We start from the raw sequence: 15115 nt of genomic DNA on the forward strand, positions 1-15115 counted from the left end.
TGATTTGCAGGGCAAGGTCCTCGGGATGTTCAGGGAGAGGGGTGAGGGGCGAGGGGGTGGGTGGGTTAACGGTGGGTGGGGTGGGTGAGTGTCCAGCTTTTGGAGTTTTGAATGAGGGTGATTAGCATCCGCAAGATGCGATCGTAGGTCTGGTGAAGTTCGTGACCAGTCCTGGTATCAAGATATTGGCACTGAGTAGCAAACGCAATCCATGTTTGAGTTTCTGCGGCCTCAGCGGTACAGTCAGACAATTTAGCAACAAAGGATGCTTCATAAATGCGCTTTCGCCATGCCTCCGCCAAATTTGCACAAACGGAGCGAGACGATCGCCGCACCTGATCCGTCAGTGAATATCGCTCCTCTACCGGAAACCGCTTCGACAACTCAAAAATCTGCATCGCCGCCGCAAACGCAACCTGATAAACCTCCAAATCCTCATGCCGCCTCACCATCTTCCCCATAAACAGCCGATATCCTTGCAACTCTACCCCCTCATCATTCCCCTCCACCCACCCACCCCTTCACCTACCCTACAACTCCAACAACCCATACCGCTCCTGCAAGGGCAACAGCACCTTTCTCGCTTGTCCGCTATTGACGGCTAAATCGGCAAACTCCACAAACCGCTGCAACTCCTTTCGCAACAGGTTCCGTTCTATACGCCAGGATTCTCGTCCCAGATCTGGAGGTACCACAATCATGTCAAACAACTCGGCCCGCTCTTTACCTGGGCTGGGACGCAGGATCCGTCCCCGTCGCTGGATAAACTGTCGGGGATTATTGCTGCTGGCTAAGATCACAGCCGTTTGAATGGCTGGAATATCCACTCCTTCGTCTAAGCAACGGATAGCAACCAGACCCTGGACAAGACCATGCATAAATTGGTAGCGCAGTTCCTCTCGTGACTCCAGGCTGGTTTCGGCAGTATAGGATTTTACTCGATACCCTAACTCGTCTTGCAGCAACGCTGTTACTGCTGCGAGTTGGCGATCGCTCTCCTGAGACACCTCATCTGCCAATGAGCCATCCCCACAGTAAAACAACGTATGACTGGTGTGCAGACGATTGGACATAATTTGGCGCAGTGCCTGCAGCTTATTGGTTGCGGCTCCTACCAGGCGTGCCCGTTGCATCAGCAAAGCCGCTAGTACTCTGTTGTCCTTCAGATCACCGCCCATCCCGATCGCCCGATTAATACGGTTTGTTAGCTTCTCATAGCGTTCGATCTCAGACTCCGTTAACTCGACTAACACTGGATAGTACAGGTAAGGAACCAGGGCTTTTGCCGCGATCGCATCTTTGAGCGTAAACTCCGGCTCTAAGACCGGCCCAAAGTATTTCAACAATCGCTCCGTTCCTTGCTCATCAAAGTAACGTTCAGGAGTTGCGGAGAGCGCCAACCGTAATTTGATTTCCTGAGGCAATTTGGATTCCAAACAGGTTGATCCTAGATTGTGGGCCTCATCGCCAATGATCAGCGATCGCGGCGGAAAAATTGCAGTTGTGATTGCAAGCTATCGCGGATGAGTGTGGCATTGGTGGTGATTACTGTGATGAAAGATTGTTTGGCTGACAGCACCGCTAACAATTGTGATTGCAGTTCTCCCTGCCAACTTTGCACCGCCTCAAAGGCCAAAATCGGCTGCAACCCAAACTGGCGTGCTGCTTCTGCCCATTGTGTCACTAAATGTCGATACGGGCAGACGATCAGCAACCCCTGCAGCGGTTTATGCTGCTGTAAACTCTTACGATACAGTTCAGCTGCGATCGCCAGAGCCGTAATCGTTTTCCCACTCCTGGTGGCCATCTTCAGGGTTCCCTGCCCCTTGTTGGCAAACCAGTTGGCGATCGCTTGCTGTTGATAAGGGCGGAGTTGGAGGGTGGGGGGCAGGGTCGGTGCGTGGGTGGGTCGGTGGGTGGATGGGTTGGTGGGATGACCATATTGCTTCCGTTCACCACTTTGCTCACCCACTCGTCCACTCACCCACCCACCTACACACTCACCCACCCATCGCTGCATCACCGTCTCACTCGGACGCAGGCGCAGGAGCGATCGCTTGGCGGCCTCTGGAAACTCGATAATTTCCAGCTTGCTCGTCTGGTTATTCCAGAGCCGTTGAAAATGGTTAACCTTCGCCAAAACTCTGCACTGGAGGGTGGAATCCTAGGACCAGTAGACATCAATACATTCAAAATTATCGACCAGGGCTGTGGAACTTTCATTGGCAGATCCCATGAACGTCACCACATTCCCTGGCTCATCGGTAAAGATGCCCAACTTGTCGTGGTACAGCCCTTGAGAGTAGCGTAATTTCGGAACGGCTAATTTAATCTCCAGGAAATGGTGTTCCAGTAATCAGGCAAGACAGCTCAGACGATCGTGAACCATCTGGTTAAATTCCTGTTCTAGTTCCTGTTGCAGGGTAGCCGTGGTCACGTCTTCCCGTCTTTTCAAGCCACGGGCGATCGCAGCAGCATCCTCCTGGGATAGGTATGGAGAAGCAACCAGTTGCATGGTTCCGCCGGATCGGATTAAAGCGAGAATTCCCCTTGCTGCTGCTGCCAGCGATGTGCTGGAAAAGAAGCCCACAGCGCGGCTGTAGACTTTAGTCTTTTCCAAACAAGGAATATAAAATTCTTGAATGAGATCACAGCGATCGCTACGGTACTCATCCCGAATATCTAGCTCTCTCAGACTCAACGCCAAAGATCCTGAACACGAAATTTTTTCGAGTTTAGTCTGACTCACTCCAAGTCAACCAGATGCTCCTCTCAAAGCCACCCCAGCCCCTGTCTTTGCCACTTTACAGGCTGTTGCCTGCGTACATTGCCCTTGCCCACTCCAACTCCTGAACAACCTGCTGGGCCAACCACCCTGGCTCCAGAATCTGAACATTGGAGCCATTTAGTCCTCCTGATTGTTAGAGTGGCTCAATTACCCCACCACCGAACAGAATTTCGCCTTCATACCAGACGGCGGCCTGTCCGGGAGTAATGCTGGATTGCGGTGTGTCGAACACGATCCGGACTCGGGTATCTGCCAGAGGAATGATCGTGGCAGGTACAGCAGCAGAACGATAGCGGATTTGCACTTCTGCTCGAATGGGTGCAGTAGGAGCGGCGATCGCCACCCAATTCACCCGTTGGACAGTACATTCTGAGGCTAAAGTGGCAGCCCGATCGCCAACCACTACCCGATTCTGGGCAGCATCTAGGGCGACAACATACAAGGGTTCACTGTAAGCCACCCCCAGCCCCTTCCGCTGACCGATCGTATAGTGATGCACGCCCTCGTGGTAGCCCAGCACCTTGCCGGACTGATCGACAATTTCTCCTTTCTGGGGCGTAATATATTTGTCCAAAAAGGCTCGCATTGATCCATTAGCCTCCACCAGGCATAAATCCTGGCTTTCTGGCTTATCTGCTGTATGCAACCCAAACTCAGCCGCAATTCGCCGAGTTTCCGTTTTAGGATATTCGCCCAGCGGAAATAGGACATGAGCCAGTACCTCTTGCGGCAAGTCGTAAAGAAAGTAGGACTGATCTTTTGCGCGATCGACGGCCCGTAACAGTTGGTAGCGTCCAGTTGCTTCGTCGTAGTGGATGCGAGCATAGTGACCTGTGGCAATGCGATCGCACCCCAATTCAGTCCGGGCATACTCGATCATCGGCCCAAACTTGACGGCCCTATTACATTGAGAGCAAGGCAGGGGCGTAAGGCCATCGCTGTAGCCGGATATCAGATAATTCACGATCTGCCGTTCAAATACATCCCGGCTATCCACAATGTGATGGGGAATACCTAACTCCTCGCATAACCTGGCCGCATCCACCATCCCTTCCGAGCAGCACTGTCCCTTTCCTTTCATCAGCCACAGGGTTAACCCAATCACGTCGTACCCTTGCTGATGCAGGATTGCTGCTGCAGTTGAACTATCAACTCCTCCAGAAAGCCCGACAACAACTTTGCTCATGAACAGACCGTAAAAATTAGCGTGCTCTTCTAGGCTAACACCGCATTAGGGTAGAGAAACCATGAGTCGGGGGGTGCGACCCTGGTATTAGTCCATCCCTGGCTCTGGCTTCACAGCAAAAGTCAACACCGTCTCATCCACGCCTTTTAACTTCAGAGGGCTGAATTTGATGATTTCATCTTCTTCCAGGTAATCGGCGACGGCAGCCGACACCAGAATGCTATCGGGATCTGCTACCTCCTGAATGCGAGAGGCAATATTCACACTGGGACCGATCGCGGTATAGTCCGATCGTTCGGAGGAGCCAAACATCCCCACCACAGCCGTCCCTTGATGGATCCCACAGCGGAACTGCACCTTCGCAATTCCCTGTTCCTGCCAGCGATGATTTAATAGCTTCAGCGATCGCCGCATCTGGCGAGCCGAGGCAATGGCACGACGCACCTGCTCATTGGGAGTCAGTTCTTCAGGCGCGCCGTACAGCGCCAGAATCGCATCCCCCATAAATTTGTCGATCGTGCCACCATTGTCAAAAATCACGCGGGTCATTTCCGCCAGGTATTCATTCAGCAACTCCGCCACCCGCCGCGATCGCAGCGTATTGGAAAGCTGAGTAAATCCCACAATGTCACTGAATAACACCGTTACCATCCGGGGTTCGGGCCGCAAGTCCAGCATTAACTCGCCCTTGGCGGCCCGAACGACCAGGGAAGGAGGCAAAAATCGCTTGAGTACCGATTCAGTCAGGTAGGTATTCAGTTCGGCTACGCGCTGCTCTGTTTCTTTCAGGGCCAGCAGGTTGCGGACTTCAGCCAATAGTTCGCGATCGTTAAAAGGTTTAGAGAGATAAGCATCGGCTCCCCGCTCTGCCCCTTCAATCCGGGTATCCTCATCAACTTTGGCAGTCAGCAGAATAATTGGAATCCCCTTCAAATCCTCGGTTTCCCGAATCATTCGGATCATATCCAGTCCTGATACCTGAGGCATCATCAAATCACTCACAATCAGGTGGGGGCGATAGGTCTGGGCAGCCGTAAATCCTTCGGCTCCATTACGAGCTGTGTAGATCTGGTAACCCTTTTCACTCAGAATACTAGACACATAAGTCCGGACATCGGGGTTGTCATCCACAACCAAAATCCGAGGTTCTTTGCCCGTCATGGATAAACTGAACTCTTCAGGCTGCGATCGCTCAGGGGGCTGCGATCGCTCAGGACTGGGGGATGTAGGGATGGCCAGATCTGCTTCCACATCCGATAGCTCAATCACTGCTCGGCTGGTTTGGAGTTCTGCCTGCACATCAATCACTTGTTGCGGAGGCAGATGAGCTACTCCGGTTTGAATCCAGACGGTAAAGGTAGAGCCTTCTCCATAAGTGGAATCTACGGAAATTTTTCCACTGTGCAGATCCACCAACTCTTTCACCAGCGCTAACCCCAGGCCACTGCCCTCATATCTCCGGTTGGCCGATCCTTCTGCCTGTCGGAAGCGTTCAAATAGGTGCGGAATCTGATCCGGGCGAATCCCAATTCCGGTATCAGTCACTTGCAACAAACAGTGATCTCCAGCGGGCTGGACGTTGACAGTAATACTGCCACCTGCTGCTGTGAATTTCATCGCATTCGACAGCAAGTTGTACAGAACTTTGTCGAACTTTTCGAGATCCAGGTAGACAGATGGACAGGGTTCCAGGTGGGTGATTAAATGAATCCCTTTACGATCGCAATAGGGCCGGAAAGCTTCCACCGTTTGACTCACAAATTCGACCAGATCGCAGGGGCGGAAATTCGGCTGCATCCGTCCGGCATCCAGGCGTTGCAGATCCAGTAACTGGTTCACCAGGCGTAATAAGCGGCGAGAGTTACGCAGGGCAATCACAGATTGTTCGTAGGATAATCCTTGTTGTTTCGCCACAGCCCCTTCCAGAGGACCAATAGTTAACGTCAGCGGAGTTCTAAACTCGTGGGAAATATTTTGGAAAAATTGGGTCTTTTGGCGATCGAGTTCCAGCAATTGTTCAGCTTGCTGCCGGGTTTTCTGGTATAGGTGAGCCTGCTGCACAGCAATTGCCGCCTGTGCCGCGACAGCCTGCGCCAGCTCAATATCAGATGTAAGCCAGTGCCGCGATCGATGATTCTGCCGCAAAGAGATGCTGCCAATAATCTTGCCGTCACAGAGCAGTGGCACCACAAGCAAAGCACGAGTGGGATTGCGAAATGCCTCCTCGACATTTTGCATATCTGGATAAAGATCCAGATCATTCAAAACCACAGGCTGCTTGGTCAGCATCAGTTGCTGCAAAACTGGATTGTTTGCGATCGGCACCCTGGATTTAGGCAGCGGTCGATTCAGGAATTCTGATGTCACCGGAGCGTGATGATTCTCCTTCCCTGACTGGTGATTTAATTCAGTGAGTTCGGCCAGTACCGAGTCTCCCTCTGTTTCATCATGAAGACCGACACACTGGACAAATTCGTCCTCTTCCGTCCACAGGGATAAGGCACAGCCATCTGCATGCAGCGCCTGACCCAACTGTTGAGTAATAGCTGCGAAGATATCCTGGGGATCAAGGCTGGAACGAATCGCCGCAGTAATGGTATTAATCAGGGCTTCTCGCTTGGCCAGGGCTTGCAACTGTTCATAAGCTCTGGCTTTAGATAGAGCTAAAGCCGCCTGATCCGCCACCATGGCCAGTAGTTTCACCTCATCATCCTGCCAGATTCGATGCTGTTCACATTGATGCAGGGCAAGAATTGCGATCGCCTCCTGCCGATAACAGAGCGGCACAATCAAGCTGGAACGAATATTTAACTTCTCGTAGGCTAACGGATGAAATGAAGTCTTGGCTGAACTCTCTGGAAAGCGATCGTAACTGCTTACATCCTCAATCACCAGAATGTCTTGGGTTGGCCAAACAGTTTGGATCAGACTATCCTTCTGAACCGGTTCCCCCTTGCTGTAAACAAAACAGTCTCGATCAATTTCGCCCTCCTGAATGGCGCCCACAAGACAGTAACTGGCTTCAAAGATCTGTCCCACAGTTTGCCCAATGGTTTGCAAAATTTGTCGGTAGCTGAGGGCACTACGAATGGTGCTGGTGACAGCGTTAAGCAGGGACTCCTGCCGCAGCGCTCGCCGCAATTCTCGCGTTCTAGCCTTCAACACATTATGAGTGTCTACCGCCTGCCGCACGACTGTTTTTAACTCATCGTCATTCCAGGGTTTGGTGACATATTTGAACACCTTCCCAGAGTTAATGGCCTCCACCAAGTCTTCGACATCGGTGTAGCCCGTCAAAATAATGCGGATAATGTCAGGATATTGAGTGGCTGTCAAGCTCAAAAATTCAGTTCCACTCATGAAGGGCATCCGCTGATCTGAAATGATCACGGCAATATCGCCTTCATGAGCCAGGATGTCCAGAGCCGCTGGGCCATTTTCAGCCCTGAGTACTTTGAACTCCCGGTGAAATGTCCGGTATAGCAAATCCAAATTGTCTGGCTCGTCATCTACGACCAGAATTTTGGTTTTTTTACTCGGTTGGGCTTTCATGAACCGCTCTCCTGCTGCTACCGCAGTTGGACTTATAGTCACGTGGTTACTCACAATGCTCCCTGCCCGTCCTCTCCCCTAAGATTTCCCCTACCAAAGCGGTTTGTAACTCTTCAGGCTGGAGTTAGTCCGGTATAGAGAACTATACTGACTTAAAAAAAAAATTCCAAGCGATTTAATTAAATCGGTCATAATCGTGATTAGTGGTTCGTGATGACCCAGATTCATCTCGCTTGGAGTATTCTTTACCATGCGATGCCCTTTCTGCCAGCACAGTGACAATCGCGTTCTCGAATCGCGCTCAGCAGAAGCGGGGCAAAGTGTGAGGCGCAGACGGGAATGCCTGAGATGTGGCCGTCGCTTTACGACTTACGAACGCATTGAATTTGTTCCCATTACGGTAATTAAACGAGATGGCGATCGCGAATCCTTCGATCGCTACAAATTACTCAGAGGGGTAACCCGCGCCTGCGAGAAGACGGGTATCTCCACCACTCAACTGGAGAATTTGGTGGATGAGATTGAATCCGAACTACAACAACGTCTGATCAGGGAAGTCGCCAGCAGTGAAATCGGGGAAATGGTGCTACAGAACCTGCAGAGCTTGAACGAGGTTGCTTATATCCGATTTGCATCAGTATACAGAAAATTTCAAGGAATTCGGGACTTCGTTGATACCTTAAACGATTTGCAGAATCATGCGACTGCCGACCCTGATGCTAGCAATACGGAAACCGGCGATCGCTCCCCTAACCATTCAGGAGAACCAGACAACCACTCTTATCACGCCGTTTCTGCCACGGGACAAAGCTAAACCAGGGCATGTTTGAGAAAGTCTCCTGAGTGCTGCGCGAAATAACTTGTGCATCAATGCCAGTGTTGAGTTAAGATATCACTTCTGAGCTTAAATGAGTTCTTGTCTGAATCTCCTAGAATAAAGCTAGGAGATTTCCCGGTGTAGCAGCGCTTTTTGCTTGTTATACATCGAAGGAGGCAACCTTTTACGGAGATAACTACCAGGAAACGATTCGCATGGTCAATCAGGACACAACATTAGATATTGGCTTTACTTACGAAGAATTTGCTGCCCGACTTGATAAATACGACTATCACTTCAGTCCCGGTGATGTGGTAGCCGGAACAGTGTTTAGTCTAGAGCCAAGAGGTGCTCTGATTGACATTGGCGCGAAAACCGCAGCTTACATTCCCATTCAGGAAATGTCGATTAATCGCATTGATACCCCTGAAGAGGTGCTGCAAGCTGATGAAACCCGTGAATTTTTTATCCTGGCAGACGAAAATGAAGATGGTCAGTTAACCCTCTCCATTCGCCGTATTGAATATATGCGGGCCTGGGAACGGGTGCGACAACTGCAGGCCGAGGATGCCACGGTTCGTTCTGTTGTGTTTGCTACCAATCGGGGTGGTGCACTGGTACGTATCGAAGGCTTGCGTGGCTTTATTCCTGGCTCTCACATCAGTACCCGCAAGCCCAAAGAAGAATTAGTGGGTGAAGAACTGCCCCTCAAGTTTCTGGAAGTAGACGAGGAACGCAATCGTCTGGTGCTCAGCCATCGTCGGGCACTGGTGGAACGTAAGATGAATCGTCTGGAAGTGGGCGAAGTTGTCATTGGTACGGTCAGAGGTATCAAACCCTATGGTGCCTTTATTGACATTGGGGGTGTCAGCGGTCTGCTGCACATTTCTGAAATTTCCCACGATCACATTGATACGCCTCATAGCGTGTTTAATGTGAATGATGAACTGAAAGTCATGATTATTGACCTGGATGCAGAGCGGGGGCGGATTTCCCTATCCACCAAGCAGCTAGAACCCGAACCGGGCGATATGGTGAAGAACCCTCAGCTGGTTTACGAGAAGGCTGAGGAAATGGCTGCTCGTTATCGGGAACAGATGATGGCGAAACAGCAAGACCCAAATGGTTCTGCGCCAGAACCTGCCCTTGCCGTTGAGGAAATTGAGGATTTACCACCTGCCACTGAAGACGAAGAATAAGGAAAGCAGGGTGGTGTTTCAAGGCTGTGTTTTTGTTTGTAGAGATGTTCCAGAAGAACTTCTCTACAAGGCGCCTCTGTTTTGATCACGGAGAGAGGCTAACCTCTCTCTTTTTTAAGAGACTGTTTGTAAACCAGTGTTTTGATCCCCCTAAATCCCCCTTAAAAAGGGGGAGTTCAGGCATTCTAGTTCGCTTCCCTCCTTTTTAAGGAGGGGTAGGGAGGATCCAATCCCAGAGCATATTTCCTGTATCTTAATATTCATTTACAAATTCATTTACAAATATTCATTTACAAACAGTTTCTAATCTGCTTTTTTTTGATCTGCAATTGGGGGAAGTATTGCCAATTATTCAATGCGGAGATGTGCAATTTCAGAACATCCAGGCGGTTCTTTTTGATAAAGATGGTACCCTCGCCAATGTTCAAGCCTTTCTCTGCAAATTGGGACAGCAGCGAGCCAATTTGCTGGAGGCTTTAGTACCTGGGGTTAGCCCATCATTACTACAGGCGTTTGGGGTAGAGGGCGATCGCCTGAACCCCGCAGGACTGCTTGCTGTTGGAACGCGCCTGGAAAATGAAGTTGCGGCTGCCGCTTATGTGGCCCAAACCGGATGGGACTGGATGGAGTCCTTACATCAAGTGCGATCGGCCTTTCTCAAAGCAGATCAGTTCGTATCACCGAAGGCCCATCACACACCTCTATTCACAGGTGCCCTGGCTGTATTGCAGGATTTAGCGAATGCCGGGATCAAGATTGGGATTGTTTCCTCTGATTCTCCTCTCCACGTTCAGCAGTTCGTCGAGTATTACCAATTGGAACCCCTGGTACAGGTTGCTTTGGGATCGTATCCAGATCTCAGCAAACCTGACCCCCGGTTAGTCTATCAAGCCTGTCAGATTTTAGAAGTCAGTCCATCCGTGACTCTGGTGGTAGGAGACTCTTCAGTCGATGTAGAAATGGCTGGTGCAGCCGCCACGGTTGGTTGTGTAGGGGTTGGCTGGGGCGGAGTTACACCGATTATGCTCAAAGGGTGCAGCACTTTTATTCAGCAGTTCTCAGATCTACAAGTGATTGTCTAAGCTTGCTCATCCGTCAAATTCCCCGCGATAGAGGAATTGTTTTTACACAACCGCTATGAACTCCTCCGTAGTCTTTAACAAGATTTAATGCAGCCTTCATCAAGGTGCATACAAGTGATATGATTCGCTGAAGTCTAGCGATCGTGTATCAAATTCGCTCATCATGGATTGGACATTGCTACAGTAATGTTCTTCCCTGAACCCCTTAGTAGTAAGAGGAGTTTGTCCTTGTCTCGCCATTACCTGTTTACCTCGGAATCCGTTACAGAAGGTCACCCGGATAAAATTTGTGACCAGATCTCAGACACCATTCTGGATGCGCTACTAGCCCAGGATCCCATGAGCCGGGTGGCTGCAGAAGTAGTCGTTAATACTGGTTTGGTGTTGATTACAGGGGAAATTACTTCTAAAGCCAAAATTAACTACATTGACGTTGCTAGGCAAAAAATTGCTGAGATTGGCTATACAGGCGTTGATAGTGGCTTTTCTGCCAATAGTTGCTCCGTTTTGATTGCCCTGGATGCTCAATCTCCTGACATTGCTCAGGGAGTGAATAAGGCACAGGAAGCCCGTGAACTCTCCAGCGATGAACTGGATAAGATCGGAGCCGGGGATCAGGGCATCATGTTTGGCTTTGCTTGTAACGAAACTCCTGAACTAATGCCGTTGCCTATTTCTCTGGCCCACCGAATTTCTCGCAAGCTGGCTGCCGTACGTAAGACTGGTCAACTGCCCTACCTTCGTCCCGATGGCAAAACTCAGGTAACGGTAGCCTACGAAGATAACCGTCCGGTTGCTATTGACACAATCCTGGTTTCCACCCAGCATGCTCCGACTATTGGGGATATTACCGATGAAGCCGCTGTGCAAGCCAAGATCAAGGAAGATCTCTGGTCTATGGTGGTGTTGCCAGTATTCAGCGATCTGGAAGTACAACCCGATCGCAATACTCGCTTCCTGGTTAACCCGACTGGTAAATTTGTGGTGGGTGGCCCTCAAGGCGATGCCGGCTTAACGGGACGCAAGATTATTGTAGATACCTATGGGGGGTACTCCCGTCATGGGGGGGGTGCCTTCTCTGGTAAGGATCCCACCAAAGTGGACCGGAGTGCGGCTTATGCCTGCCGTTATGTAGCTAAGAATATCGTCGCGGCTGGTCTGGCGGATAAGTGCGAAGTGCAACTCAGCTATGCGATCGGTGTGGCCCGTCCGGTTAGCGTCATGATTGACACCTTCGGAACCGGCAAGATCGATGATGATCGCCTGCTGGAATTAATTAATCAGCATTTTGAGTTGCGTCCCGCTGGAATCATTCAAACCTTCAATCTGCGCAATCTGCCTGCGGAACGAGGTGGTCGATTCTACCAGGATGTGGCTGCTTATGGTCATTTCGGACGTAATGATCTGGATCTACCCTGGGAACAAACTGACAAAGCGGCTCTGCTGAAAGAGGCTGCATCCCAGATGTTATTGATCGCCTAACTGGCACTCACTTAAGCCTGAAGTCTCTCCCAGAAACCCGGAATCTCAAAGATCCGGGTTTCTGAGTCTATTCCTACCCGCCGTACTGCCAACCTGTACTTTCCAACAGCAAGGGATCCCCCTCCCGGTGAACGCCAGAGGCAATCACTTCACCAACAAAAACCGTGTGATCGCCTTTTTCAACTGAGCCAACCACCTGACATTCCACATACCCCAGGGAATCGGAAATGATGGGACAACCTGTTTCCCCCAAATAAAACTCGACATCCTCAAATTTGTTACCCACCCGTCGCTGGGGTTTGAAAAACTTCTGGGCCATCTCTTTCTGGCCTGCTTCTAGAAAACTGAGAGCAAATACGCCACTGGCCTTGATCATGGCGTGCGATCGTGAATCATTCTTGACACAGTTCACCACCAGAGGCGGCGTAAATGAGGATTGCATCACCCAACTTGCCGTGAAGCCGTTCACCTCATCTCCCTCTTTCACCCCACAGATGTAAAGACCGTGGGGGATTTTACGCAGCATTGTTTTTTTCGCTTGTTCATCCAGCAAGGGTTTCACCACCTTTTACACACTGTTTACGCTTCAGTGTAGCAGCGAAGAGAGCGCTCAAAACGACTGGCCAAAGCCAAACTGGAACCGAACGTCACCCTGATTGCTGATTCCCAAATCTCCTCGGATGATTCCGAGAGGAGAATTGACGCGCAGGCCAAAACCGGCCCCAAATCCTGTTCCTGGCTTGTCTCTGATGACAGCGGGTTGTCCCGGTACATCTTTATCCGTTCCCAGATCAGAGGCAAATTCAAAGAAGGCTGCCCCCCCAATATATTTGTAAATCGGGAAACGATATTCAGCATTGGCCTGCATGTAACTGCGACTGCTGCCAATCGCTCCTGTATTCCAGGCGCGGACGGAATTGGAACCGCCTAATACAAAAGCGTTATAGGGAGGCAAATCACCTACCCAACTACCAGCCTGGACATTAAAGGCAAAAACTTCAGGTTGGCTATCTGTGGGAGAGGGAAGAGTTTTGTAAGCCGCCGTGATCCACTTAATGGGAATGAATTGGGCATAGCCCGCGTCAAATCGGGTGCCCAGAACGCTACCCCGACCAATGGGGAAGTACTGATCCACATTGAGCCGAGTGTACGACCCTGTACTGGGATTCGTGCGATTGTCTCGCATATCCCGCAGAGCATTGAAGGAAAAACTGACCAAGTCATCGACACCAGTTCCACTGGCAGTCAGGCGATTGCCAAATTCATCGGTCGCAAAGACTTTACCAGCACTATCGCGGGTGCTGACATTGGTATAATTCAACCCCCATCGCCCATCCCATCCGGCTCCTAACGGTCGTTGTAGCCCAACTCCCACTCCATACCGCAGTTCTCGCACCCGATCGCCGTTGAGCAGATTCACCTCGTCGGTAAACACATTCGAGAGTCCTCGATTCCGGAAGAGGTTGGCACTGTAACTAGGCACACCAGGTTCTGTGTCCCGGTAAGGGCTGACAAAGCGGGCATCAAATTGCACATCCCGGGCTCCCACCAGCACATTTGCGCCCAGTTGCTGACCCAATCCGCCAAAGTTGACATCCTGAATGCTGACCGACCCAAAGAGACCTAACGCATCATTATACCCACCACCAAAGCGCAGATCACGAGGGGGACGTTCCACCAAGTTGTACACAACATCCGCTCTCCGGGCATCACCTTCAAACGTGATATTGACCGATTGAAAGATCCCCAAATTGCTGAGACGTTGCAAGTCTTCTTTCGCCCGATCGACCTGGAACACCTGACCGGGTTTGGTTTTAATTTGCCGCAGGACAAACGCCTCTTGAGAGCGAGGGGCGATCGGCTGGCCTTTTTCATCGGTAGCTTTCCCCTCTCGATCCAGATACCGCAGTTTCACATCATTGACCACCCCTTCCGCGACATCAATGGTGAGAATGCCATCGGCTGAGGGCTGCAAGCTCAATACCCGTGCTAAGGTATAGCCATTTTTGGCATACCAGTCGTTGATTTGTTTGACAGCCTGATTCAGAGCCGCCGGATCCAGAGGTTTACCAAACTGATCTCGGAAAAACTCAGTCGCCACTACATAATTGAGCACATTGGCATTGGTGAGATTGAGCGATCGCAAAAGAGTGGGCGTTGCAGTAAATGTGACGCTTAACCCTTGCGGATTTTGCTGCGTACTAACCGTTACGGCTGAGAAAAATCCTGTACTCAGTAACTGGGTAACATCCTCCTGCAATTGATTGGGCGTTGTCTGACTGCCCGGTTTAGTCTGGATCACCCGCAGACCCAAATCCTGCAGGGAAGGATCTACCCCCACAATTTGTATATCTGTTACCAACACTGCCAACCCAGACGAACCAGGGGGTCGCATGGAATTTGCTGGACGGTTCGGTGCTGAGGGGGGTGGCAGTTGATTGGGCAACGGCGTGGGTTGGGAAGTGGTTGCCGGGGATGGAGTAACAGCGGGTGCAACCCAGATAGGGGTGTTCAGTGAGGAGGATGGAGTAGCAGAAGGGGAAACTGAAGGTTGAGGGGGGAGGGGATTCGGTGGGTCAGGTGGGACAGGTTGAACTACTTCTGGTTCACTGGCAGGCGGAGGGGGAATTTCCTCACCTGGAACTAAAGCAGGTTGGGAGGAAAGGGGAGGCTGGGAAGCGGGGGGTGGGGCAATTTCAGTTTGAGTAACCCCCTCTGATGGGGCAGGGACAACAACGGATTGGTAGTCCTGATAATATTCTGGGTTCGGCAAAGCAGGGCTTGAGGCTGGATTGGCAGCCGCGATTTCTGCCTGTAAGGAGGATACGATCGCGACTGCAGCCCAAATACTCAGGGTATGCAGCCGTAATTTCGATGTTTTTTGCAGAACCGGCGTGGCAGCGTTCAAAGTCGTTTCAGGTGTGAGTGGGTTGGGACGACCTGCAGCTTTCCAGTCAAGGAAACATCCTGAATCGTCCATTTCGCCCATTCATTCTGCACAAAAGCACG

Annotated in this window: 12 protein-coding genes; 4 read left to right on the forward strand and 8 right to left on the reverse strand. The window is 50.9% G+C overall.

Annotated elements, in window-relative coordinates; all coding sequences use genetic code 11:
* Positions 1–65 precede the first annotated feature (65 nt).
* The 6 genes from ACUVQO_RS04865 to ACUVQO_RS04890 form a co-directional block, all read right to left on the reverse strand.
* Positions 66–509 carry a four helix bundle protein gene (locus ACUVQO_RS04865; RefSeq protein WP_445924764.1) on the reverse strand — a complete coding sequence of 148 codons (444 nt, stop codon included), beginning with the start codon at positions 507–509 and terminating at the stop codon, positions 66–68.
* 21 nt (positions 510–530) lie between these two features.
* Entirely contained in the window at positions 531–1436 is a 906-nt protein-coding gene (locus ACUVQO_RS04870) for a helicase-related protein (protein WP_445924765.1), read from the reverse strand.
* A 38-nt stretch (positions 1437–1474) separates the two neighbouring features.
* Positions 1475–2140, reverse strand: a complete 666-nt coding sequence (locus ACUVQO_RS04875) for a DEAD/DEAH box helicase family protein (RefSeq protein WP_445924766.1) — start codon at positions 2138–2140, stop codon at positions 1475–1477.
* A gap of 216 nt (positions 2141–2356) precedes the next feature.
* Positions 2357–2707, reverse strand: a complete 351-nt coding sequence (locus ACUVQO_RS04880) for a hypothetical protein (RefSeq protein WP_445924767.1) — start codon at positions 2705–2707, stop codon at positions 2357–2359.
* A gap of 214 nt (positions 2708–2921) precedes the next feature.
* The gene (gene mnmA, locus ACUVQO_RS04885) at positions 2922–3974 is read right to left on the reverse strand and encodes a tRNA 2-thiouridine(34) synthase MnmA (protein WP_445924768.1); all 1053 of its coding nucleotides are present in this window, start codon (positions 3972–3974) and stop codon (positions 2922–2924) included.
* Between the two features lie 87 nt (positions 3975–4061).
* A complete protein-coding gene (locus tag ACUVQO_RS04890; protein WP_445924769.1) occupies positions 4062–7526 on the reverse strand; it encodes a response regulator in 3465 nt (1154 codons plus the stop codon).
* A gap of 250 nt (positions 7527–7776) precedes the next feature.
* On the opposite strand from ACUVQO_RS04890, the gene nrdR reads away from it, so the two are divergent.
* The 4 genes from nrdR (at position 7777) to metK (ending at position 12106) form a co-directional block, all read left to right on the forward strand.
* Positions 7777–8340 carry a transcriptional regulator NrdR gene (gene nrdR / locus ACUVQO_RS04895; RefSeq protein ID WP_445924770.1) on the forward strand — a complete coding sequence of 188 codons (564 nt, stop codon included), beginning with the start codon at positions 7777–7779 and terminating at the stop codon, positions 8338–8340.
* A 218-nt stretch (positions 8341–8558) separates the two neighbouring features.
* Positions 8559–9542: a 30S ribosomal protein S1 gene (locus tag ACUVQO_RS04900; RefSeq protein WP_445924771.1), complete on the forward strand. Its 984-nt coding sequence runs from the start codon at positions 8559–8561 to the stop codon at positions 9540–9542.
* A gap of 341 nt (positions 9543–9883) precedes the next feature.
* Complete coding sequence (locus ACUVQO_RS04905; protein ID WP_445924772.1) at positions 9884–10624, forward strand: HAD family hydrolase; 741 nt, start codon at positions 9884–9886, stop codon at positions 10622–10624.
* A 228-nt stretch (positions 10625–10852) separates the two neighbouring features.
* Positions 10853–12106, forward strand: a complete 1254-nt coding sequence (metK, locus tag ACUVQO_RS04910; RefSeq protein ID WP_445924773.1) for a methionine adenosyltransferase — start codon at positions 10853–10855, stop codon at positions 12104–12106.
* Positions 12107–12179: 73 nt separating this feature from the next.
* Here the strand turns inward: metK and ACUVQO_RS04915 are convergent, their stop codons facing one another.
* Together ACUVQO_RS04915 and ACUVQO_RS04920 are read right to left on the reverse strand one after the other, a co-directional pair.
* On the reverse strand, positions 12180–12671 hold the full coding sequence (locus ACUVQO_RS04915; RefSeq protein WP_445924774.1) for a flavin reductase family protein: 492 nt from the start codon (positions 12669–12671) through the stop codon (positions 12180–12182).
* A 45-nt stretch (positions 12672–12716) separates the two neighbouring features.
* Positions 12717–15095 carry a BamA/TamA family outer membrane protein gene (locus tag ACUVQO_RS04920; RefSeq protein ID WP_445924775.1) on the reverse strand — a complete coding sequence of 793 codons (2379 nt, stop codon included), beginning with the start codon at positions 15093–15095 and terminating at the stop codon, positions 12717–12719.
* Positions 15096–15115 lie beyond the last annotated feature (20 nt).

The sequence above is a fragment of the Leptodesmis sp. genome (assembly GCF_052746595.1).